22 protein-coding genes, 1 tRNA gene, 1 pseudogene and 1 other annotated feature are annotated in these 21,356 nt (G+C 59.8%); of the genes and pseudogenes, 22 read left to right on the plus strand and 2 right to left on the minus strand.

The genetic code is table 11. The features are described 5' to 3' along the window. Positions 1-23: 23 nt before the first annotated feature. From DXX99_RS01550 to trxB, 16 genes and pseudogenes are all read left to right on the plus strand, one after another. Positions 24-1,256 (plus strand): RNA-guided endonuclease InsQ/TnpB family protein, encoded by a 1,233-nt coding sequence (locus DXX99_RS01550; RefSeq protein ID WP_115791755.1) that lies wholly within the window; start codon positions 24-26, stop codon positions 1,254-1,256. 928 nt (positions 1,257-2,184) lie between these two features. Continuing rightward, positions 2,185-2,685, plus strand: a pseudogene (locus tag DXX99_RS01560) (UPF0236 family transposase-like protein); the annotation flags it as partial. A gap of 246 nt (positions 2,686-2,931) precedes the next feature. Next, a complete protein-coding gene (gene rpmG / locus DXX99_RS01565) occupies positions 2,932-3,081 on the plus strand; it encodes a 50S ribosomal protein L33 (RefSeq protein WP_015739889.1) in 150 nt (49 codons plus the stop codon). Between the two features lie 29 nt (positions 3,082-3,110). Next, positions 3,111-3,479: a preprotein translocase subunit SecE gene (gene secE / locus DXX99_RS01570; RefSeq protein WP_115791904.1), complete on the plus strand. Its 369-nt coding sequence runs from the start codon at positions 3,111-3,113 to the stop codon at positions 3,477-3,479. Positions 3,480-3,515: 36 nt separating this feature from the next. Continuing rightward, positions 3,516-4,043 (plus strand): transcription termination/antitermination protein NusG, encoded by a 528-nt coding sequence (nusG, locus tag DXX99_RS01575; RefSeq protein ID WP_115791756.1) that lies wholly within the window; start codon positions 3,516-3,518, stop codon positions 4,041-4,043. A 29-nt stretch (positions 4,044-4,072) separates the two neighbouring features. Beyond that, on the plus strand, positions 4,073-4,501 hold the full coding sequence (gene rplK / locus DXX99_RS01580) for a 50S ribosomal protein L11 (RefSeq protein WP_015739886.1): 429 nt from the start codon (positions 4,073-4,075) through the stop codon (positions 4,499-4,501). A 55-nt stretch (positions 4,502-4,556) separates the two neighbouring features. After that, positions 4,557-5,255 (plus strand): 50S ribosomal protein L1, encoded by a 699-nt coding sequence (gene rplA / locus DXX99_RS01585; protein ID WP_115791757.1) that lies wholly within the window; start codon positions 4,557-4,559, stop codon positions 5,253-5,255. After that, positions 5,250-5,427: a sequence feature (ribosomal protein L10 leader region), on the plus strand. It overlaps the preceding gene by 6 nt. A gap of 22 nt (positions 5,428-5,449) precedes the next feature. Next, positions 5,450-5,980, plus strand: a complete 531-nt coding sequence (gene rplJ / locus DXX99_RS01590; protein ID WP_115791905.1) for a 50S ribosomal protein L10 — start codon at positions 5,450-5,452, stop codon at positions 5,978-5,980. A gap of 31 nt (positions 5,981-6,011) precedes the next feature. Continuing rightward, positions 6,012-6,398 carry a 50S ribosomal protein L7/L12 gene (gene rplL / locus DXX99_RS01595; protein ID WP_115791758.1) on the plus strand — a complete coding sequence of 129 codons (387 nt, stop codon included), beginning with the start codon at positions 6,012-6,014 and terminating at the stop codon, positions 6,396-6,398. Between the two features lie 85 nt (positions 6,399-6,483). Beyond that, positions 6,484-9,081: a DNA mismatch repair protein MutS gene (mutS, locus tag DXX99_RS01600; RefSeq protein ID WP_115791759.1), complete on the plus strand. Its 2,598-nt coding sequence runs from the start codon at positions 6,484-6,486 to the stop codon at positions 9,079-9,081. After that, positions 9,074-10,756: a DNA mismatch repair endonuclease MutL gene (gene mutL, locus DXX99_RS01605; protein ID WP_115791760.1), complete on the plus strand. Its 1,683-nt coding sequence runs from the start codon at positions 9,074-9,076 to the stop codon at positions 10,754-10,756. The genes mutS and mutL overlap by 8 nt, the downstream gene beginning before the upstream one ends. Position 10,757: 1 nt before the next feature. Beyond that, a complete protein-coding gene (locus DXX99_RS01610; RefSeq protein ID WP_115791761.1) occupies positions 10,758-11,543 on the plus strand; it encodes a class I SAM-dependent methyltransferase in 786 nt (261 codons plus the stop codon). Then, on the plus strand, positions 11,540-12,487 hold the full coding sequence (gene miaA, locus DXX99_RS01615) for a tRNA (adenosine(37)-N6)-dimethylallyltransferase MiaA (protein ID WP_115791762.1): 948 nt from the start codon (positions 11,540-11,542) through the stop codon (positions 12,485-12,487). The genes DXX99_RS01610 and miaA overlap by 4 nt, the downstream gene beginning before the upstream one ends. 29 nt (positions 12,488-12,516) lie before the next feature. Next, positions 12,517-12,774 (plus strand): RNA chaperone Hfq, encoded by a 258-nt coding sequence (gene hfq, locus DXX99_RS01620; protein WP_115791763.1) that lies wholly within the window; start codon positions 12,517-12,519, stop codon positions 12,772-12,774. A gap of 16 nt (positions 12,775-12,790) precedes the next feature. Continuing rightward, positions 12,791-14,044, plus strand: a complete 1,254-nt coding sequence (locus DXX99_RS01625; RefSeq protein ID WP_115791764.1) for a methionine gamma-lyase family protein — start codon at positions 12,791-12,793, stop codon at positions 14,042-14,044. Continuing rightward, the gene (gene trxB / locus DXX99_RS01630) at positions 14,044-14,964 is read left to right on the plus strand and encodes a thioredoxin-disulfide reductase (protein WP_115791765.1); all 921 of its coding nucleotides are present in this window, start codon (positions 14,044-14,046) and stop codon (positions 14,962-14,964) included. The genes DXX99_RS01625 and trxB overlap by 1 nt, the downstream gene beginning before the upstream one ends. Here the strand turns inward: trxB and DXX99_RS01635 are convergent. Further along, entirely contained in the window at positions 14,961-15,758 is a 798-nt protein-coding gene (locus DXX99_RS01635; RefSeq protein WP_115791766.1) for a carbon-nitrogen hydrolase family protein, read from the minus strand. The genes trxB and DXX99_RS01635 overlap by 4 nt on opposite strands. Before the next feature lie 49 nt (positions 15,759-15,807). On the opposite strand from DXX99_RS01635, the gene DXX99_RS01640 reads away from it, so the two are divergent. After that, positions 15,808-16,131 (plus strand): LapA family protein, encoded by a 324-nt coding sequence (locus tag DXX99_RS01640; RefSeq protein ID WP_115791767.1) that lies wholly within the window; start codon positions 15,808-15,810, stop codon positions 16,129-16,131. A gap of 12 nt (positions 16,132-16,143) precedes the next feature. Continuing rightward, entirely contained in the window at positions 16,144-17,034 is an 891-nt protein-coding gene (locus DXX99_RS01645) for a class I SAM-dependent methyltransferase (protein ID WP_276308322.1), read from the plus strand. A gap of 38 nt (positions 17,035-17,072) precedes the next feature. Here DXX99_RS01645 and DXX99_RS01650 read toward each other — a convergent pair. Continuing rightward, positions 17,073-17,151 (minus strand) — tRNA-Arg (locus tag DXX99_RS01650). Between the two features lie 168 nt (positions 17,152-17,319). On the opposite strand from DXX99_RS01650, the gene DXX99_RS01655 reads away from it, so the two are divergent. The 4 genes from DXX99_RS01655 (at position 17,320) to DXX99_RS01670 (ending at position 21,354) form a co-directional block, all read left to right on the plus strand. Next, a complete protein-coding gene (locus DXX99_RS01655; protein ID WP_115791769.1) occupies positions 17,320-18,954 on the plus strand; it encodes an ABC1 kinase family protein in 1,635 nt (544 codons plus the stop codon). A 107-nt stretch (positions 18,955-19,061) separates the two neighbouring features. Then, on the plus strand, positions 19,062-19,859 hold the full coding sequence (locus DXX99_RS01660) for a flagellar motor protein (protein ID WP_115791770.1): 798 nt from the start codon (positions 19,062-19,064) through the stop codon (positions 19,857-19,859). Next, on the plus strand, positions 19,846-20,652 hold the full coding sequence (locus DXX99_RS01665; RefSeq protein ID WP_115791771.1) for a flagellar motor protein MotB: 807 nt from the start codon (positions 19,846-19,848) through the stop codon (positions 20,650-20,652). Before DXX99_RS01660 ends, DXX99_RS01665 begins: the two co-directional genes overlap by 14 nt. A gap of 210 nt (positions 20,653-20,862) precedes the next feature. Beyond that, entirely contained in the window at positions 20,863-21,354 is a 492-nt protein-coding gene (locus DXX99_RS01670; protein WP_115791772.1) for a chemotaxis protein CheW, read from the plus strand. The last annotated feature ends 2 nt before the right edge of the window (positions 21,355-21,356 follow it).

Genomic DNA, 21,356 nt, shown 5'->3' on the forward strand with positions numbered 1-21,356 from the left:
CAGGGGAAGGAGGTGAAGCGTGAGTGCCCCTCGTCACCGTCAAAGCCCAGGTGCACGCCGACCCCGAGACCCTGGCCGTTCTCAAAGACGCCATGTTTTGCGCCACCAAAGTTTACAACGGTCTCCTCTGGCATCTTCGGAAGGAGTACGAGGAGACCGGAAAAACAAATGTTTCCCGCAGTAATCTCAACCGCATCTTAAAAAAACTTCCCCGGGCGAAGTGCTACTACTCGATGTCCGTGCAGCTCACGAGGGACGAAGTGATAGAAGCGTACAGGTCCTTCTTCGCCCTCAAGAAAAAGGGGTTCACGCGGCACAGCGCCCCCGGATTTCGCCCGAAAAGCTACCTCTCCCCGCTCAAGTACGTCCAGAGCGGCTTCAGGGTGGAAGGAGACAAGGTCACGGTTTCTCTGGGCACCGGCCGGGAAGACGGGGTAAGACAGGTCTCCTTCCGCATCTCTCACCGTCCCGGCGTGGAGTACGAGCGGGTGCGGGAGCTCTCCATCATCTACGACAAGGTGTCCGGGCAGATAGAAGCCCGTCTGGTGGTGGAGGTGAAGGCGAACCCGTGTCCTGGGACAAAAAGAGCTGCCCTGGACCTGGGGGAGACCGTCCTCATGGCGGCCGCCTTCGAGGACGGTACCGTGCTGCTCTACTCGGGCAGGTTCATTAAGTCGGTGAGGAGATACTGGCAGAAGGTGCGGGCGAGTCTCAAGCCAAACTCCCGCAGGTGGAGGGAGGTGGCCCACCGGGAAAAGCTTCAAGTGGAGCACCTGCTCCACATTGCCACGTCCCACTTCATAGAGGAGTGCATGAGGCGAGGCGTGGGGGAGATAGCCATCGGGGATCTTCGTGGCTTCCGCGAGAGCATCGACTACGGAGACAAACTCAACCAAAGGCAACATGCCTGGCCGTACCGTAAGCTAATCAATATGCTCAAGTACAAGGGAGCGCTTGCCGGGATCGCGGTCCGGGACGACGTGGACGAGAAGAACACGTCCGCGCGCTGTCACGCCTGCGGGCGCGTACTGCCCTCCAACCGGAAGAGCAGGGGGTTATACACATGTTCCTGCGGCTGGAGGGCGCAGGCGGACGTGAACGGCTCTTTGAACATCTTCGAGAGGGCGTACGAGGTATCTCCCGTGAAGGGGAGTAATGGCCGTGTGGCGCGGCCTGTGGTCCTGTCGCTCCACCTGGGGTGGCACGGAGTCCACGAACCGGGGCGCAGGGGCAAATCCCTGCGTGCGTCCCTTTAAAGGGATGCTCCTCAATTCATTGGGGAGAGGACGTCACTCAGGCCTATGGACGGGTGGAGACCGGTAGCGGGAGAGCTGCCCCGTGCCGCCGCGGGCCAAGAAAGTCATCCACAAACCCTTGACTCCGTTTTTTTGCAATAGACCATAAGGAACCATCAATCTCTCGGGGAAGGGAGGTGGCTGAGTTAACGTGAGACATTCGCTAAATTCTGAAATCTGTGAGAAATGGAGGTAAGAAGCATGTTTAAAGGGGGCCACAAGCTTTTTCGCATCTAGTATTGTTTTCACATTTTATGCTCCCTGAGCTTGTTACCGCTCTCAATGGGTATATTCCTAACGGAACTGTAACTACCAGGCAAGATTATATCGTACCGTAGCACTTTGCCACTTTAAGCCTGGAAAGGAAGGAAACACTATTGAAGCGGTGGCTGGGCGTTCTCGGCAGCGTTCTGGGGTTGGCCGTTTGTTGCTGGACAGTAGTAATTTTTCTCAAACAACACAGTAGTTTTTACCCGTTCGATGTAGCTTACGTAGGCGGGTACTGTATTATTTTCGGGACTGCCCCCTCTGCGCTGCACGGTACCGCAACAGGCGGATGGTGCTGATTGCGGGAATTTTTGCGGCAATAATTACCTTTTTAGGCACCGTTACTTTCTCCACACCCAGCCTTGCTTCCATTCCGGGCTCTTTGCTAGTCCTGATAGTAGGACTGGATGCGAAAAATGGGGGCCGAAAGAAGGCCTCGTGACCTTCTCCCACCCTTGAAAGGGTGGGCTTCCCCTTGCACAGAAGGAAGCTTACGCGGATATAGGGGTTGCTCCCCAGTACCCGCGCAGCGGCTTCCTTCTCTAGGGGCTTGAGTTCGGGCCGATCCAGCCCTACGGCCTGATCGGGGCTCAGGCCAAGCCCTTTTCTCAAGATGACCAGGGCGGCGTTGAGGCGTGGTGATCGGGTGGGGGTAGAGAAGGTACTGAAGGGAGCGGTGAGGAAGGCGGAGACACCTGGTCGGAGGAAGGCGGTGCGGAATTGTCGGCGCTACATAGATCAGAACTGGGAGGGGATAATGGCATACTGGCTTTACCCGGAGGCCCGGCTTGGGGTGAGTGCGGAGGGACACGTAAGTCGCGTTTTAGCGGCGCGGTTATCATCACAGCCGATGGCTCAGGACTTTGCTCGTGGGGTAGACCGGATGGCCCGGTTGCGGGTAGCGAAGGCGAACGGTGTTTCCTTGCAGGAGCAGTATATAGCTCGATGGAGGGAGGGCTTGAAGGCTCTAGAGATCGATAAGGCAGCTGTTGAGGGAGAAAGGCAGAGGCTGAGGAAAGTATCGGGTGAGGTGTTCGGTAATCTTCCTGCGCTGCGAGGTCCGGTGACTCCACTAACCAAGGCTCTCAAAGCTTTGAGCCGGAACATCGATCTTCTCTGGTAGTTCGTCCTGGTCCGGGGATGGTGGGGCTCGAGACTCCTACAGTAGGTTGACACGATCTAGAGCCAGTTTGAGGTTGACAGCAGGATATACGTATGCTAAATTACGAATAGCTCTGCCGGGAAGGCCCACCCTTTCGAGGGTGGGAGGTTACTGACGGAACCCTGGGAGGGGCGGAAAAGGTTAAGAACGCAGCTTTCCCCTCTCATTTTGTTATTTTGCTTTAAAAGGGCGGGTGACATAGGGTTTATGCGAGTAATTATCACGCTGGAGTGCACCGAGTGCAAGCGGCGCAACTATACTACCACTAAAAACAAGCGTAACGACCCCGGCCGCTTGGAGTTGCGCAAATACTGCCCCTGGTGCCGCACGCACACCCTGCACCGGGAGACCAAGTAGGCCGGGCTTTGGGGCGGGAGATAATGAGCATGGTCAAACTTGGAAAGGATAACGGTAAGGGCCCGCTTCCCGCTAGCAAGCTAGTACCGCTCAAGCGCCCTAAAGAGGGCAAAGGGGCAAGAGAGGCTGCCTCTAAGGCTCCCAAAGGTGCTAAAGCTTCGCCCATCAAGGCCAAAGAGGCTAGCAAGAAAAAAGTTGATATTAAGGCAAGTATAGCCAAAACCCGTGAGTTTTTCCTTAGTGTCTGGCAGGAGCTCAAAAAGGTCCACTGGCCCACGCGGCGGGAAGTTCTCATCTACACGGGAGTGGTGCTGGCAGCGGTAGGCTTAGTGACCTTGATAATCTGGCTGGCGGACTCTATCTTTAGCCAGATCCTGCGCTTTATCTTAAAGGTGTAGCTTGAAGGAGGTGGAGGGGAAGAGTTTCCCCCGATCGTGGGCGAGAGGCGCTGGTATGTCATACATACCTATTCGGGGTACGAGAACAAGGTAAAGGCCAATCTGGAGAAGCGAATCGCCTCCATGAACATGGAGGACAAAATCTTTAATATCGTCATCCCGGAAGAGGACGTTATCGAGATCAAGGACGGCAAGAAGAAAGCCACTAAGAGGCGCATCTTCCCAGGTTACATCCTGGTGGAGATGATCTTGACCGATGAGTCATGGTACGTGGTGCGCAACACTCCCGGCGTTACCGGCTTTGTGGGAAGCGGCAACAGGCCCGTTCCCCTAAGCGAGGAGGAAGTAGAAGAGATCCTCAAGCGGACGCGGGGAGAGGCGCCGCGTTTCCGCATCGACATTTCTCCTGGAGAAAAGGTGCGGGTGACCTCGGGCCCCTTCCAAAACTTCATCGGGGTGGTGGAGGAGGTCAACGCCGAAAAGGCCAAGCTGCGGGTGATGATCTCCATGTTTGGCCGCGAGACACCTATTGAGCTCGACTATACTCAGGTGGAGAAGATATAAAACTAGCTTGATCGTGGAGGGAAAGATCCTTGGCCAAGAAGGTGCAGGCAATAGTAAAGCTACAAATTCCGGCCGGTAAAGCTTCGCCGGCACCCCCGGTGGGACCGGCGCTAGGCCAGCACGGAGTAAACATCATGGCTTTCGTGAAGGAGTTCAACGAGCGGACGGCGGCCCAGGCGGGGACCATTATACCGGTAGAAATCACCATATACGAAGATCGCTCTTTTTCCTTCGTCTGCAAAACGCCGCCCGCTTCGGTACTCCTAAAGCAGGCAGCGGGTATTGAAACCGGCTCGGGAGAACCGGGCAAAACCAAAGTGGGAAAGGTCAAGCGCTCGCAGATTCGTCAGATCGCGGAGCTCAAGATGCCCGACCTCAATGCCAACTCCCTCGAAGCGGCCATGCGGATGATCGAGGGAACGGCGCGGAGTATGGGTATCGAGATCGTGGAAGATTAAACAAGGAAAGTGGGAGGAGAATCTTCTCCGCCAGTACCACAAGGAGGCGAAAACTGTGCCCAAGCACGGCAAAAAGTATCTGGAGGCAAAAAAGCAGGTAGACCGCACCAAGCTTTACGATCCCTATGAAGCACTGGAGTTGGTCAAGCGCTTAGCTTCCGCCAAGTTCGACGAGACGGTGGAGGTGGCTGTGCGGCTAGGAGTCGATCCTCGGCACGCCGATCAGCAGGTGCGGGGCGCGGTAGTGCTGCCCCACGGCACGGGCAAGACGCGGCGCGTGCTGGTCTTCGCCCGAGGCGAGAAGGCCAAGGAGGCGGAAGCGGCGGGAGCCGATTATGTAGGGGCGGAAGACCTCATCGCCCGTATCCAGGAAGGCTGGCTTGACTTCGACGTGGCTATCGCCACGCCTGACATGATGGCCATGGTGGGGCGCATCGGCCGCATTTTGGGCCCGCGGGGGCTTATGCCCAACCCCAAAACGGGCACAGTGACTTTCGATGTGGCCCGGGCGGTAGCTGAGGCCAAAGCAGGCCGGGTGGAGTACCGGACGGACAAGGCGGGGATCGTGCACGCCCCCATCGGTAAGGTTTCTTTTGAGGTGGAAAAGCTGGTGGAAAACCTGAAAGCCCTGGTGGACGCCCTGGTACGGGCCAAGCCGCCGGCGGCTAAGGGTCAGTACCTGCGCAGCATAACCATTTCCTCCACCATGGGCCCGGGGGTAAAGGTGAATCCGGCCAAGCTCCTGGCTTCATAAAATTCCTTTCTGCCTGAGACAGTTGGTGCCCTTTCAAGGGCTTAAAGGCGAGAAGCTTCGCCGCCAACCGAGGTGCTGCTGAGTTGGTTGAGGGTTTGCTTGAGTTCAGAATCAAGCCTTTAACTGGGCGGAACCTCGGCTTTTGGCGGTTCCGCCCTTTCTATTTTGAGTACCTGGAAGGAGGTGAGGAAAGGTTGGGACTGGCGCGGGCTCAGAAACAGGAGATCGTGGCCGAGCTTAAAGAGAAGCTGCGGGAAGCCAAGGCGGTCTTCGTGGCTGACCACACCGGGATACCGGTGGCCCAGCTTACCGAGTTGCGGCGGCGTCTGAGGTCGAACCAGAGTCAGCTCAAGGTAGCCAAAAACACCTTAATAAGGATTGCCGCCCAGGAGGTAGGCCTGGAGGAGCTGGTACCCTTTCTCAAAGGCCCGGTTTCCCTGGCTTTCTGTTTCGCCGATCCGGCGGTGACCGCCAAGATTTTGGCCGACTTCAACAAGGAGTACAAGCTTTTAGAGATCAAAGGTGGGGTATTGGGCAAGAAAGCTCTGACGCCCGATCAGGTTAAAGCCCTGGCCGATCTGCCGCCTTACGAAGTGCTCATCGGCAAGGTGGTGGGCGGCATGAAGGCCCCGCTTTACGGCCTGGTCGGAGTTTTGAGCGGTACCATCCGCAAGCTGGTCTACGTGTTGGAGGCCATAAAGGAAAAGCAGGCTACCGCTTCTTAAAAATTGAATTCTTAGAAGGGGGTTTTAAAATATGTCCAAAGTGGCGGAGATCATCGAGGCCATTAAAGGGCTCACAGTAGTGGAGCTGGCTGATCTGGTCAAGGCCCTGGAAGAGGAGTTTGGGGTGACGGCAGCGGCGCCGGTGGCGGTAGCGGCGGCCCCGGCGGCGGGAGCTGCAGCACCGGCGGCGGCTCCGCAGGAGGAGAAGACGGAGTTCGACGTCATCCTGACCTCGGCCGGCGACAAGAAGATCAATGTCATCAAGGTGGTGCGGGAGATCACGGGCCTGGGCCTCAAGGAGGCCAAGGATTTGGTGGACAACGCACCCAAGCCGGTGAAGGAAAAGGTGAGCAAGGAAGAGGCCGAGGCCATCAAAAAGAAGCTCGAAGAGGCCGGTGCCACGGTGGAAATCAAGTAGTACTGACAGGCGGAAAGTTTGCCATATCGGCGGAGGGGGACCCCTCCGCTTTTGTTATAATGGGAAGGAGGGGGCGGGGCTTGGCATGAGCAACCTCACGCCGATGATGCAGCAGTACCTAGAGATAAAAAAGCAGTATCCCGATGCCATTCTTTTCTTTCACCTGGGGGACTTCTACGAAATGTTCTTCGATGACGCGGTGAGGGCGGCCCCCATCCTGGAGGTGGCCCTCACTTCTCGGGACGCGGGTCGTCTCGGTAGAGTTCCCATGTGCGGTGTTCCCTGCCACAGCGCCTCTTCCTACATCGCCCGCCTGGTGAGCCACGGTTTCAAAGTAGCCCTGTGCGAGCAACTGGAAGACCCCTCTCAGGCTAAAGGTCTGGTGAAACGTGGAGTAACGCGGGTCATAACTCCCGGGACTTTCTTCGAAGGGGAAACGACCGACAAGACCAGCCACAGCTATATAGCAGCCGTAGCTCCGGGAAGCGGGAAGACCTACGGCTTGGCCAGCGCTGAGGTCGGCACCGGGGAGTTCCGCGTGACCAGTTTCGCCGGAGCGGGGGCACAGGATAAGCTTATGGACGAGCTCTTCCGGCTGCAGCCGGCCGAGGTGGTGCTCCCCGAAGGAAGCGAGGAACTCAAGCACCTGGTGCGGGCGGCGGCACCTGCGGCAGCGGTCACCTTCTGGCCGCAGGAGCTCTTCCGGGATCTCGCCCGGGCCGAAGCCGCCTTAGAGGGCTACGAGCGGGAAGGGGAGTGGAAAACGGAGGCCGTCTTAGCGGCGGGGGTGCTGGCCGCCTACCTGGCCGAGACCCAAAAGCGGGAACTGAAGCACCTGAAGAAGATTTCCTCCTACCGCCCAGAAGGCTTCATGCTCCTGGACGCGGCCACTAGGCGCAATCTGGAGCTCACCCGCTCCCTGGCCGACGGGAGCCGGCGGGGGACCTTGCTGGAAGTCTTAGATTACACCCTGACCGGCATGGGGGGGAGGCGCCTGCGCGACTGGATAGAGCAGCCCCTCCTCGACCCGGCGGCCATAGAGGAGCGTCTGGAAGCGGTATCCTACCTGGTGGAGCAGGCGGTGAAGCGAGAAGAGATCCGGGCCCGGCTCAAAAAGATGGGCGACATGGAACGCCTGGCTTCCCGCCTATCTTTCGGCCTGGCCAACGCCCGCGACCTTCTCAGCCTGAAGGACTCCTTGATCCTGGCCGGGGAGATAAAGGAGGAGCTGTCTGGGGCAAAAGGCCTACTGGAAAGGCTGCGGGATCAACTGGAAAACCTTGATGATATCACCTCCCTGATCGCGGAGGCTATCGCTCCTGACCCTCCGGCCACCCTTCAGGAGGGTGGGCTTATTAGGGAAGGATATCATCCGGAGGTGGACCGGCTCCGCTCTATCCGGCGCGACGCTCACAAGTACTTGGCGGAGCTCGAGGCCAAGGAAAAAGAGCGGACGGGCATAAAATCCCTTAAAATAGGATACAACCGAGTTTTCGGCTACTATATAGAGGTTACCAAGCCTAACTTGCACCTGGTCCCTCCGGATTATCAGCGGCGCCAGACACTCGTCCAGGCGGAGCGCTTCGTGACCCCTGAACTCAAAGAGTATGAAGAAATGATCCTGGGGGCGGAAGAGCGCCTTTACTCCCTGGAGTACGAACTCTTCTGCCGGGTGCGGGATCAGGTGCAAGCTCATCTCGACCGCATTTTGCGGGCCGCGCGCGCCATAGGGCAGATCGATGCCCTGGCAAGCCTGGCGGTGGCCGCCGTGAAGGGCAACTATGTGCGCCCCCGCATCTCGTCTTCCGACCTTATCCGCATAAAGGAAGGCCGCCACCCGGTAGTGGAGCGGGCTTTGGGGCCGGGAAACTTCGTGCCTAACGACACTTGGCTTGGAGGAACGGATAAGCGGGTGGCCATTATAACTGGGCCCAACATGGGAGGCAAGAGCACCTACATGCGCCAGGTGGCCTTAATCGTGCTGATGGCGCAGATAGGGAGCTTTGTCCCGGCGGCGGAAGCGGAGATCGGGGTGGTGGACCGCATCTTCACTCGCGTGGGGGCAGCGGATAACCTCTACGGCGGGCAGAGCACCTTCATGGTGGAGATGGGCGAGTGCCGCACCATCCTGACCCAGGCCACCTCCCGGAGCCTGGTGGTCATGGACGAGGTGGGGCGAGGGACCAGCACCTACGACGGCATGAGCATCGCCCGCGCCATTGTGGAGTATCTCGTCCAGCGGATAAAGGCCAAGACCCTTTTCTCCACCCACTACCACGAACTCACCGATCTGGCTCAGCTTCCCGGTGTTTTCAACCTGACGGTGGCGGTGCGCGAGGAGGAGGGGAAGGTCAGCTTCCTCTACCGGGTACTGCCGGGCAAAGCCGACAAGAGCTACGGGCTGCACGTAGCGGCTCTGGCCGGCCTGCCGAAAGAGGTTATAGAGCGCGCCAGAGAGATTCTGGAGGAGCTGGAGAGGCGGCGGGAGGAAAAGCCTGAAAGGCCCTGCCGGGTAGTGCAGCTCGACATGTTTTCCTGCGGCGTAGAGCATCCGCTCCTGGCAGAGCTTACCCGCCTCGATCTCGACCAGATCACTCCTCTGCAGGCTTTGAACCTGCTGGCCGAGTGGCAAGGGCGGCTCAAAGCCGAGGGGAAGCGGCGAGGAGGGGGGCGGCGTGGGTAAGATAAAAGTGCTTGACCCGGACACGGTGAGCCTGGTAGCTGCTGGAGAGGTGGTGGAGCGCCCAGCCTCGGTGGTAAAAGAGTTGGTGGAGAACGCGCTCGACGCCCAGGCCCGCCGCATAACCGTGCGGGTGGAGAAGGACTTTGGCCCCATCACGGTGGTGGACAACGGCTGCGGCATACCGGCGGACGAAGTTCTGCTGGCCTTCTCCCGCCACGCCACCAGCAAGATAAGCACTGCCAGGGATCTGGAGAACATCACCACTTTGGGCTTCCGGGGAGAGGCCCTGCCCAGCATCGCGGCGGTTTCCCGCCTGACCATGAAAACGCGGGAGCCGGGGGCAGAAGAGGGAATGCTGGTGGAAATAGCCGGCGGAGAAGTCTTGAGGAAGGAGACGGTAGGCGCCCCTCCTGGCACCCAGGTGATAGTGCGCGACCTCTTTTATAATGTCCCGGCCCGCCGCAAATTCTTGAGTTCCTGGCGGGCGGAAAGCAGCCACATAGTGGACCTCTTGGAGCACCTAGCCCTGGCCTGGCCGGAGGTCTCTTTCAGCTTCTGGCTGGCGGGGCGCGAGGTCTTTCACACACCCGGGACGGGGCTTTTGCCGGCTATCACCGCCATTTACGGCGCAGAGGTCGCCTCTACCCTTCTTCCTTTAGAGGCGGAAGAAGGGGAGCTCAAGATCAGAGGCTTTCTGGGGAGGCCGGAGCTAGCCCGCGGCCACCGCCGGCATCAGGTGGTTGTGGTGAACCGCCGGCTGGTGAGGCACTACGGGATAGCGCAGGCCATCGCCGAGGCCTTCGGTAGCTTGCTGCCGGCCGGGAAACATCCTTTCTTCGTCCTCTTCTTAGAGCTCCCTCCCCGGCTAGTGGACGTCAATGTGCATCCCCAGAAGACGGTGGTACGTTTCGCCGACGAGAGGGAAGTGCTGGCGCTCTGCCGGGAGGCGGTAAAAAGAGCCCTTTTCGGGGAAAGGCGGCCGATGGTTAAAACACCCCCTTCCCCTCCTCCCCGCTCCTGGGACGAGGCTTTGCGCGAGTTGCGCTTCTCGGTGAAAGAGGTGGCCAGCATGGCCGAACGGGTGGCCGAGAGTCCCCCCACTTACCTTTTTTCTTTCCTGCCCCCGCTTACCTACCTAGGCTTTCTTCCCCCGGTTTACATCCTGGCCCAGGGACCGGAAGGGCTTTATGTGGTGGACCAGCACGCGGCCCATGAGCGTATACTCTTTGAGAAGTACGCCAAGGCGGCGGAAAATCAAGGGGTACCGAGCCAAGGCCTTCTAGAACCCATACCGGTAAGCCTTAAGGGGAGGGAATGGGAAGAAATAGGGCCGTACATCATGCGCTTCGGCTTTGTACTGGAGCCCTTTGGCCGGGGTACGGCCCTCCTGCGAGCCATACCGGCGGACCTGGAGGTGGCGGCAGCCTGCCTCTTGCTCGAAGAGTTCCTTACTTCCTGGGAGGAAATTCCAGTTCCCCGCCGGGAGCGCGAGGTTCTGGCGCTCATGGCCTGCCATGGCGCAGTGCGGGCCGGAGAAGTCCTTTCCCCTCCCCTAGCTCAGGAGCTCCTAAACCAGTTGGCGGCCTGCCACGAACCCACGGTTTGCCCCCACGGACGCCCCACCTTCTTCTCCCTCTCCTATCAAGAACTGGAGAAACGCTTGGGGCGAAGATGAGATGGAGTTGGTGGTGACCACCTCTTACCAGCCGACGCCGGACCAGGAGGAGAAGGCACGTGACTGGGCCCGGTGGCTGGGGGTTGAGTATGTGCCCCGCCGTCGGGAAAGCCTCAGTAAAATAGCGGCCGCCTGCGGGGCAAGGGGAGTGCTGGTAGTGAGGCAGGAGGGGCCGGTGCTGGTGGGTGAAGGGGGAGAAGAGCTCTTCTTCCACCCTGGGACGGCTCTCTTGCGCCTGAGGAACCTCTGGCAGGGTAAAGGGGATCCCTTGATAGAGGCTATGGCTTTGGCCCCGGGGGAGAGCGTCCTAGACTGCACTTTGGGGTTGGGGACGGAAGCCCTGGTGGTGAGCTTTTTCCTGGGGCCTTCCGGACGGGTAGTGGGGGTGGAGAAGGTGCCGGTTATCGCTTTACTGGTGCGGGAAGGGCTTAAGGTACTGGCTTCTTCTTCCTCCCCTCTGGCGGAAGCAGCTTCCCGGATCGAGGTGGTGGTGGCCGACCACCTCGACTACCTCAGAACTCTGCCGGAGGAGAGCTTTGACGTGGTCTACTTCGACCCCTTCTTCCAGCAACCGGTGAAGGCGGCGGTGAACCTCGCCCCTCTACGCCGTTTCGGATCCCGGGAGGCCCTGCGCCCGGAGGCCGTAAGGGAAGCCTTGCGGGTGGCGCGACGCCGCGTGGTACTGAAGGAGAGGAAGGGGAGCGCGGAGTTTGCCCGCCTGGGATTCAGGGAGATAATAGCGGGAAGACGAGCCCGGGTGGCCTACGGGGTGATAGTCAAGCGATGAAAAAGCTTTGGCCGCTGGTAGTGATTACCGGCCCCACCGCCACGGGTAAGACGGCGGTGGGAATAGAAGTGGCCCTGCGGCTTGGCGGGGAGATCATCTCGGCCGATTCCATGATGGTCTACAAGGGGATGGATATCGGCACGGCCAAGCCTTCCCTGGAGGAACGTAAGGGCGTGCCCCACCATCTCATCGACGTGGTGGAGCCCCACGAGCACTTCAGCGTGGGCGCCTTCCAGGCCCTGGCCCGGAAGCTCATCGAGGAAATACACTCCCGGGGGAGATTGCCCCTGCTGGTGGGGGGCACAGCCCTTTACATCCGGGCGGTGATCGACGGGTACACTTTCCCCGTAAAGGCGGACAAGGAGCTGCGTCAGAGGCTTTTAAAGGAGGCCCAGGAGAAAGGCACGGCTCACCTGCACGCCCAGCTCCAGGCCATAGACCCGCGGGCAGCAGGCAAGATCCATCCACACGACCGCAAGCGCATCGTCCGGGCGCTGGAGATATACTATCAGACGGGCAAACCCCCTTCGGAGGTTATGAAGAAAGAACCTCCCCCTTATGACGTTCTGATGTTCGGTCTTAATCTGCCCCGGGAAGAGCTTTACCGGCGGATCGAGCAGCGGGTGGACGCCATGCTGGCGGCGGGGCTGGTGGAAGAGGTGCGCCGGCTCCTGGAGCAAGGGGTTCCCCCTCAAGCCACCTCTATGCAGGGCCTGGGCTACAAGGAGATAGCCGCTTATCTCCGAGGGGAAATAAGCTTCGAGCAGGCGGTTTACCTCATCAAGCGCAACACCCGCCGTTTTGCCAAAAGGCAGCTCACCTGGTTCCGGCACGACCCCCGCATATGCTGGCTCGACGTGGCTCAGTACAAAGGGGTAGAAGACCTGGCGGAGGAAATAGTACGCCGGGTGCAGGATTATTTTGGCTTCGAGCGAAAATTCTAAAAGAAAAAAGCCGGAGGGTTGTCGCCGTTATGAGCAAAACCCAGATCAACCTACAAGACGCTTTTCTCAACCAAGTGCGCAAAGAAGCGGTGCCGGTCACCCTCTTTTTGATCAATGGCTTTCAGCTGAAAGGAACCATTCGGGGTTTTGACAGCTTCACGGTGATCCTGGAAAGCGAAGGACGCCAGATGATGATATACAAGCACGCCATTTCCACCATAAGCCCGGTTAGGCCAGTGAGTACCTTCGCTCCTCCGCAGGAAAAGGCCCAAGAGAACAAGGCTTAGCGGGGCGAAACTAGAGGTGAACGGCGGGGCAAAGAAGCTTTCCCTTCTGGCCGAGGAAGTGAGGACAGAAGTAGAGCCGGTTTGGCGCCGCTTCGATGCTCTAGCCCTGGCCAACCAGGAGCGGGTGTTGCGGGCCTTCCGGGCAGTGAGATTGAGCTCCTTTCACCTCTGTGGCTCCACCGGTTACGGTTACAGCGATGCGGGAAGGGAGGCGCTAGAGGCGGCCTACGCCCAGGTGTTCGGTGCGGAGGCAGCTCTGGTGCGCCCCCAGATAGTTTCGGGAACCCAGGCTGTGGCCCTCTGCCTTTTCGCCCTCCTTCGGCCCGGCGACCTTTTGCTCTTTCTCCAAGGGCGGCCGTACGATACCCTGCAGGAAGTTATTTCCGGCAAAGGGGTAGGGTCGCTTCTAGATTGGGGGGTAAGGTATAATGAGGTAGATGCTTTTGCCGATGGGGTTCCAGACTGGGGGAAGATAGAGGCGGTCTTGCGGGAGTCGCGCCCGCGGGTGGTCTTGTTGCAGCGCTCCGGCGGCTACGCCTGGCGCCGAGGCCTCACCCTCGACCTGCTGGCGGAAGTCACGCGGCGGATTAAGGCCCTCTGCCCCGACACCTGGGTGGTGGTGGACAACTGCTACGGAGAGTTTGTGGATACGGCCGAACCGCCGGCGGTGGGGGTGGATCTCTGTGCCGGGTCGCTCATCAAGAACCCGGGAGGGGGTCTGGCGCCCAGCGGGGGCTATGTAGCTGGGAAAGAAGAGCTGGTGGAGCTGGTGGCCCATCGCCTTACGGCGCCGGGATTAGGCAGGGAAGTGGGGCCCACCTTCGGCTACCTGCGCTTCATGTGCCAGGGCTTCTTCTTAGCTCCCCACTTCACCGCTCAGGCCCTCAAAGGAGCGGTGTTTGCTGCTTGCCTCTTCGAGCGTTTGGGTTACCCGGTGCTTCCCCGTTACGATGAGCCCCGCAGCGATATCGTCCAGGGGATAGCGTTGGGCTCGGCAGAAAAGGTTCTGCGCTTCTGCCGGGCTCTGCAGGCAGCCTCGCCGGTAGATGCCCACGCGGCGCCCACCGGAGCTCCTTTGCCGGGATACGCGGACGAGGTGGTGATGGCAGCCGGGACCTTCGTGCAGGGCGCTTCGTTGGAGCTGACCGCCGATGCTCCCCTACGAGAACCCTACGCGGTTTACCTCCAGGGAGGATTGACTAAGGAGCATGCCCTTTTGGGTATCCTGGAGGCAGCCAAGGCTTTGATGGAAGAGGAGGGGAAGCCTTAATGACGTACGATCTGGTGATCGTGGGAGGGGGCCCGGCGGGGCTCACCGCGGGCATCTACGCTGCTCGGGCCAGGGTCAAAGCGCTCATCATAGAGCGGGCCCTGGCGGGGGGAAAGCTTACCAGCGTGGACCTCATCGAGAACTATCCCGGCTTTCCCGAACCTATAAGCGGCGCGGAACTTTCCTCCCGCATGGAAGAGCAGGTCAGACGCCTGGGAGTTCCGATAAAGAATGCGGACGTAGCCGAAGTCAAAGTTTCGCCTGACGGATTCGTTTTGCGGACGCGGGACGAGGAGATAACGGCGAGGACGGTCATCTGGGCTACGGGGAGCGGCCCCAGCCCCCTGGGGGTGCCGGGAGAGGATCGGCTGCGGGGCAGAGGTGTGTCTTACTGCGCCATCTGCGACGGCTTCTTCTTCCGCGACCAGGAAGTAGCGGTGGTGGGAGGGGGAGATTCGGCGGTTCAGGAAGCGCTTTACCTCACCCGCTTCGTGAAAAAGGTTTACCTCATACACCGACGGGACACCTTTCGGGCTACCCCCATCCTGTTGGAGCAGCTGGAGGCCAATTCCAAGATAGAGAAGATCGTGAACACGGTAGTGAAGGAAATCAAGGGGGAGGAGGGGGTGACCGGGCTCGAACTGGAGGAGGTCACCACGGGCAAGCAGAGCTTTCTCCCGGTAAGCGGCGTCTTCATCTATGTCGGGGTGAAGCCCGCTTCTCACCTGGTGCAGGACCTGGTAGACCTTGACCGGCACGGCTATATAATCACCGACGAGAAGATGGCCACGCGCACTCCCGGTCTCTTCGCCGCCGGGGACGTGCGGCAAAAACCCCTACGCCAGATCGTCACCGCCGTTGCCGACGGCGCTGTAGCCGCCATGAGCGCTGAAAGATACCTGCGGGAAAGAAAGAGCTAATCCTTTCCCAGGATGGGCAGCTCCCGACGGACGCGCTCCAGGTATTCGAGATCGAGGGTGGCGGTCAGCACTTCCTCCCCGGCGCCGGCGCGGGCCAGCACTTCCGCCCAGGGGCTCACGATGAGGGAGTGGCCGAAGGCGACATAGGGAGCCGAGTAGTCGCGGGCGGGAGCGGCGCCTAAAAGGTAAATCTGATTGTCCAGGGCCCGGGAGCGGACCAGAAGCTCCCAGTGAGCCGGGCCGGTAATTAGGTTGTAGGCGGCGGGCACGGCTATGATCTTCGCTCCCCGGCGCACCAACTTCCGGAAGAGGGAGGGGAAGCGCAGGTCGAAGCAGATGGCCAGGCCCACTTCTCCCCAGGGAGTGGGAAAGACCACGACCTCCTTGCCTGGCTGGAAAATCTCCGACTCCCGGTAGCGGAGGTGGGGCAGATCCACGTCGAAGAGGTGCATCTTCCGGTAGCGGGCTATGAGCTTCCCTTCCGGGTCGAAGACAAAAGAGGCATTATAAAGGTGATCTCCTTCTTTTTCGGGTAAACTTCCTCCGACCAGAAAAATCCTCTCCTCCCGGGCGACCGAGCTCAGGAAGGAGAGGGCTTCCCCGGCGGGAAAGCTTTCGGCGTAGAGAGGAAAGAGGTGGTTGGCGTAAGGGCAAACGAACATCTCCGGCAGGACTATCAACTCAGCCCCCCGGTAGCGGGCCAGGCGGATGAATTCCCGGGCTCGGGCCAGGTTAGCCTTCTTGTCGGCGGTTACTCTAAGCTGGCAGATGGCCGCGCAAACTTTACTCGCCATGCTTTTATTTTAAGCCGGTGAGATGCTTCTGGTGAAGGGAGAGAGAGTAATGCAACTAGTCTTCCTTTTGGCCCTGGTCTTCGCTCTGTTGGTGGCCGTCTTTGCGGTGCAGAACGCGGTGCCGGTAGATATCCGCTTCCTCGGCTGGCGTTTCTCCAACGTTTCTCTGGTGCTGGTAATCCTGGGGGCGGCGGTAGCTGGGGCTCTGGTGGTTTTCATCCTGGGGGTGGGGAGGGAGTGGCGGCGGAGCCGGGAGATAAGGGAGCTCAGAGCCCAGAATCTCCACCTCTCGCGCCAAATCTCCCAAGTAAAGGCTGCCTCTTCGCCGGAAAAGGCTGGGGAAGCGCAGGAGACCGAGGGAAAGGGGAGTTAGCCCGTGCGGTTGATGGGGGAGTTGGCCAGGCCGGAGTTCTGGCTTAACCTCTGGGAGGAGACGCGCAGGGAAAGCCCGCTTAGCCGACGGCGAAAGCGGAGCGAGGAAGAGCTGATAGCTTTTTGGGACCAAAGAGCCCCCTCTTTTGCCCGCCACGTGACGGGGGAAAAAGGAAGGAAAAGGCAGCAGGAGATCTTAGACATACTCCGCCAGGAAGGAGCTCTGCGGCCGGGCATGCGGGTCCTGGACATAGGTGCCGGACCCGGGACGTTCGCTCTGGTGCTGGCGCGGGAGGGGATGGAGGTCACCGCCCTCGAGCCCTCCAGAGAGATGCTGAAGTTCCTGGAGGAACAGGCCCGGCGGGAGAATTTGCCTGTAACCTGCATCAGGAGCACCTGGCAGGAAGTGGACCTCGACCGGGAGGGCTGGCGGGGGCACTTCGATTTGGTTTTGGCTTCCATGACGCCGGGAGTAAACGACCCGACCACTTTTTTGAAATTCATAGAGGCTTCGCGCGAGTGCTGCCTTTACTGCGCCTTTGCCGGTCCCCGGTGGGATCGAGCGCATGAAGAACTGTGGCGACACTTCTTTAAAGAGGATATCGGCGGGAGTCCCTCCGATATCATTTTCCCCTTTCTCTACCTCTACACCTCCGGCTACCGCCCTACCTTGCGCTTCAGCACCGAAGTCCAGAGGGGAGCGGTGCCGGTAGAGCAGGCGGTTGAGGAGTTGGAGCGATTCTTCTGGCAGTACATGGACATAACGCCAGAAGTGAGGGAGACCATCGAGCGATACGTACGGGAGCGCTCTTCTGAGGGCGCTTACCGCTGGGAGCGCTGCTTTTGCCGGGGGATAATGTTTTGGCGGGTAAAAGAAGTGTATTTTCCGCCGCCAAAACATTAAAGGTCCGCACTGGGGGACGCGGACCTTGTGAGCTTCCTTGGTGCGCCCGGCAGGAGTCGAACCTGCGCAAAGACCTGGCTCCGGAGGCCAGCGCTCTATCCACTGAGCTACGGGCGCTCAGCTTCAATCTTAATTCAGCTTCAATCTTAATTATACTCCGGAACCGACCGCTGGGCAACCAGCTTTTTTACGATTGAAAGTTCAAAGCCGACTTAGACAAATTCTTTTTGGGGCAGACGCGCGAAGTACTACTTAAAGCAGGGCAGAACGGTGAGGTAGGATTTAATGCTAAGTTTTTTGCAGCGTTACTACCGGGAGGCGAGGCGCTACCGGGAAATAGGGCAGGTGCTTTTGAAGCACGGGCTGGGCTACCTGGGAGACTACCTTCCTCTCTGGCCCCGGCGTTCTCACCAGCCTCCCCCTTCTCCCTCCTCTTCTGCTCGCCGGCTGCGCCTGGCCCTCATAGAGCTAGGCCCCACTTTCGTCAAGTTGGGGCAGTTCCTCTCCACCCGCGCCGACCTCCTGCCCGAGGAATACATCAAAGAGCTCTCGCTCCTTCAGGACACCGTACCCCCTCTGGCGGCGGAAGAGATGGTCCGGGTGATCGAACAGGAGTTCGGCTGCCCTCTGGATTCTCTCTTTTCTTACTTCGAGCCTGAGCCTCTGGGCTCCGCCTCTATCGCTCAGGTGCACCGGGCTCGGCTCCTCTCCGGGGAAGAGGTGGTGGTGAAGGTGCGCCGGCCGGGGGTCCTGGAGGTGATCGAGACCGACTTGGCCATCCTCAAACGGGTGGCCCGCTGGGCCGAAAAGCACACCCCTTGGGGGAAAATATACCCCTTTGCCGAAATGGTGGAGGAGTTCGGGCAGGCCTTGCGGGAAGAATGCGACTTCACGGTGGAGGCTCTGCACGCCGAAACTTTCCGCCGCAACCTTTCCCGCTACGAGTACACCGTCATTCCCCGCGTCTTTCCCGAGTACACCCGGCCGGCAGTGCTCACCATGGAGGAGGTAAAGGGGATCAAGCTCAGCGACCTTGAGGCTCTGGAAAAGGCGGGCCTAGACCGAGAAGAGTTGGCCCGGCGCTTCGCCGAAGTCTTTCTGCACCAGGTGCTGATAGACGGCTTCTTTCACGGCGACCCTCACCCGGGCAACCTCTTCGCCCTCCCCGGCAATCGGGTGGCATGGATAGACTTCGGGATAGTGGGGCGGCTAAGCTCCTCTTTGCGGGAGCAGATAGGCAACCTAGTGCTTGGGCTCAGCCGCAAGTCAAGCCAGGCCATCGTGCGCACCGTTTTACAGATGGGAATTCTACAAGGGGAAGTCAACCTCACCGCCCTCCGGCGCGACGTGGAGTACCTGGAGCAAAAGTACTATGAAGTCCCCCTCTCCCAGGTACCTTTGGGTGAGGCTTTTGCGGACATGCTTCGGGTAGCCTACCGGCATCGCGTGCGGGTGCCGGCCGAGTTGGCTCTTTTGGCCCGCGCCCTGGGGAACGCCGATGGGCTGGTGCGCCAGCTCGCTCCCAATGTGAGCATCGCCACCCTGGCCTCCCTTGTCGCCAAGGAACTGGCCAAGGAGAGGCTGAGCACCAGAAGGCTCAAGCGCTTCCTCTCTTCCGAGCTTCCCGCCTTGCTCGAGGCCTGGATGAAGCTGCCGGAACAGCTCTCCCTGATCCTGAACCAGCTCTCCCGAGGAGAGATAAAGGTGCGGCAGGAGAACCCGGACCTCAGGCGCTTCGTCGACAGCCTCGACCGGCTGCTCACCCGGATTTTCTTCCTCTTCATGGGTTTCGCTTGTCTGGGCTTCTATTTCTGGCTCTGGGGCAGAGAGGCCAGGCTCTGGGACCTCTTGCCCATGCACCCCTTGCTCCTCGCCGCCTCTTTGCTTTCCTTCCTCCTCTTCTTTCTCCTCCGCCTGTGAAGCGAAAATTTTCCGGGAAGCCAAAGGAAATTGACTTTCTGTGCCGAAGAAGGAAATTGACGGATTAAGACGAATTCTGTTAATTGAAGTCGAAGGAGGCGTGGAAGGTGGACATAGCCACACTGATAGGCATCACGGTGGGAATTGCCTGCCTTTTGCTGGGCTTCATGCTGGAAGGGGGAACGGTGGCCCAGCTGGTAGCTCCTTCCTCCTTCATCATCATCTTCGGCGGCACGCTGGGAGCCACCATGGCTGGCTTTTCCCTTCACGAGGTGGCCGTGGTGCCTAAAGCGCTGCGCGTGATCTTCTTCCACCGGCCCATAGATGAGCGGGCCTTGATCGAGCAACTGGTGAGCTTGGCCGAGAAGGCTCGGCGGGAGGGCCTGCTGTACCTGGAAAATTACCTTAAGGAAATCGAGTCTCCCTTTTTGCGCAAAGGGATTCAGCTGGTGGTGGACGGCACCGAGCCGGAGCTGGTCAAGTCGATTATGGAGACCGAGCTTTTCGCCATGCAGGAAAGGCATCGCATAGCCCAGGAGATCTTCAACCAGGCCGGCGGCTACGCGCCCACCATGGGCATCATCGGCACGGTGATGGGGCTTATACACGTGCTGAGCCACCTCTCCTCGCCGGAGGCGCTGGGGCCGGCCATCGCCATGGCTTTCACCGCCACCCTTTACGGCGTCTCCAGCGCCAACCTCATTTTCTACCCCATAGCCGCCCGGCTCAAGAACCTGAGCGCTAAAGAAGAGCTGGCCCACCGCATCATGCTGGAGGGTCTTTTAGCCCTCCAAGCGGGTAATAACCCCATTCTCATTCGCGAGCGCCTGACCGCTTTTCTGAGCCCCAGGTACCGCAAGCAGGCCGCGGCAGAGGAAGGAGAGGAAGCCTATGAAGCTTCCTAGGCGGGAGCTTGCCGAGGCCAGCCGGGAGCGCTGGCTCATTACCTACGCCGACCTCATCACCCTCCTGCTCATCTTTTTCATCGTGCTCTACACTTTCAGCAAAATCGATGCTGAGAAGTTTGCTGGCATAGCCGAAGCCCTCTCCCGCGCCCTGGGGGGAGGGGCCGGCATGATCCTTGAAGGGCAGGGCCCGGCGGTGGTGTCCGGCGCCCCCGAGTTCGAGCCGGGCAAGGACACTAGGTTCGCCCTCTCCGGCGGGGGAGAAGAAAGCCTGCAACTAGAAAAAATCAAAGCGGAGATAGAAAAGTACGCCCGGGAGAAGGGGCTGCAGGCCAAGATAACCGCCCGGATAGAGGAACGAGGTTTGGTGGTGAGCGTGCTCGACACGGTGCTCTTTCCCATAGGCTCCGCCGAACTTACCCCCCAGGCCAAAGAAATCGTCCGGGAAGTGGGGAAAATTCTGCTCAAGATGCCCAACTGTGTGCGCATAGAGGGGCACACCTGCGACCTTCCTATCCACACGCCCCGCTACCCCTCTAACTGGGAGCTTTCGGTGGCCCGGGCTACCAGCGTAGTGGAGGAGCTCATCCACACGGTAAACTTCCCGCCGCAGCGGCTTTGCGCCTGCGGCTACGCCGAGTACCGCCCCCTTGTCCCCAACGACTCTGAGGAGCATCGGCAGATGAACCGCCGCGTGGACTTTGTGGTCCTGCGCTCTACCTACCAGAAAGCCGAGCCGGGAGTGCTGCCCGAGCAGTACCTGCAGCCTCAGTCGCCCAAGGTGACTCCGTAGAAACCGGGAGAGATGCCCGCTTCGGCCTGCACCTGACCGCAGTCGCTTCCTCCGCAGGAAAGCCCACAGCCTCAGGGCGCTTCGCCATTTCACCTCAAATCCCCGGGTGGCAGGTGGAACCAGGAAGAGTGTTAAAGGGTCGGCAGATAGTGACCGATTAAAGAGCAAGAGAAAGCTTTGCGCAAGGCAGGTTAAAAGGGGGAAGTTTGCATGCCCGAGGAAAAGCACGAGGAGCAGCTGGTAGTTTTCCGCCTGGCCGACCAGACCTACGGGGTGGACGTGGGCTCGGTGGTGGAGATCATCCGCATGGAGAGTGTCACCAAGGTCCCCCGCGCTCCCGAGTTCGTGGAGGGAGTCATAAACCTCAGAGGAAGGATAATTCCGGTGATCGATTTGCGCCGCCGTTTCGGCCTCCCTCTCAAAGAGCCCGACCGCTCGACCCGCATAGTGATCGTGGAGATGGGGGGCATGACGGTGGGTATGATCGTGGACGCCGTGCTGGAAGTGCTGAGGATTCCCACGGACAAGATAGAGCCTCCCCCTGCCGTGGTTAGCGGCATCGATGTGGCCTACCTGCGGGGGATCGCCCTCTGGCAGGAGGACATGATCATACTGCTCGACCTGGAAAAGGTCCTTTACGAGCACGAGAAGGAGGCCCTGGCCGAAGCCGACATCTCTTCCCTGGAAGGAAGGGCGGTGTAAGG

It is taken from the genome of Ammonifex thiophilus, assembly GCF_003368535.1.
GTDB lineage: Bacteria > Bacillota > Desulfotomaculia > Desulfotomaculales > Ammonificaceae > Ammonifex > Ammonifex thiophilus.

What these genes read in the sequence shown, in the direction of transcription:
- rpmG (WP_015739889.1), top strand. Translation starts at nt 2,932, where the DNA reads ATGCGAGTAATTATCACGCTGGAGTGCACCGAGTGCAAGCGGCGCAAC.
- secE (WP_115791904.1), top strand. Translation starts at nt 3,111, where the DNA reads ATGGTCAAACTTGGAAAGGATAACGGTAAGGGCCCGCTTCCCGCTAGC.
- rplL (WP_115791758.1), top strand. Translation starts at nt 6,012, where the DNA reads ATGTCCAAAGTGGCGGAGATCATCGAGGCCATTAAAGGGCTCACAGTA.
- mutS (WP_115791759.1), top strand. Translation starts at nt 6,484, where the DNA reads ATGAGCAACCTCACGCCGATGATGCAGCAGTACCTAGAGATAAAAAAG.
- DXX99_RS01610 (WP_115791761.1), top strand. Translation starts at nt 10,758, where the DNA reads ATGGAGTTGGTGGTGACCACCTCTTACCAGCCGACGCCGGACCAGGAG.
- miaA (WP_115791762.1), top strand. Translation starts at nt 11,540, where the DNA reads ATGAAAAAGCTTTGGCCGCTGGTAGTGATTACCGGCCCCACCGCCACG.
- hfq (WP_115791763.1), top strand. Translation starts at nt 12,517, where the DNA reads ATGAGCAAAACCCAGATCAACCTACAAGACGCTTTTCTCAACCAAGTG.
- trxB (WP_115791765.1), top strand. Translation starts at nt 14,044, where the DNA reads ATGACGTACGATCTGGTGATCGTGGGAGGGGGCCCGGCGGGGCTCACC.
- DXX99_RS01635 (WP_115791766.1), bottom strand. Translation starts at nt 15,758, where the DNA reads ATGGCGAGTAAAGTTTGCGCGGCCATCTGCCAGCTTAGAGTAACCGCC.
- DXX99_RS01640 (WP_115791767.1), top strand. Translation starts at nt 15,808, where the DNA reads ATGCAACTAGTCTTCCTTTTGGCCCTGGTCTTCGCTCTGTTGGTGGCC.
- DXX99_RS01645 (WP_276308322.1), top strand. Translation starts at nt 16,144, where the DNA reads ATGGGGGAGTTGGCCAGGCCGGAGTTCTGGCTTAACCTCTGGGAGGAG.
- DXX99_RS01655 (WP_115791769.1), top strand. Translation starts at nt 17,320, where the DNA reads ATGCTAAGTTTTTTGCAGCGTTACTACCGGGAGGCGAGGCGCTACCGG.
- DXX99_RS01665 (WP_115791771.1), top strand. Translation starts at nt 19,846, where the DNA reads ATGAAGCTTCCTAGGCGGGAGCTTGCCGAGGCCAGCCGGGAGCGCTGG.
- DXX99_RS01670 (WP_115791772.1), top strand. Translation starts at nt 20,863, where the DNA reads ATGCCCGAGGAAAAGCACGAGGAGCAGCTGGTAGTTTTCCGCCTGGCC.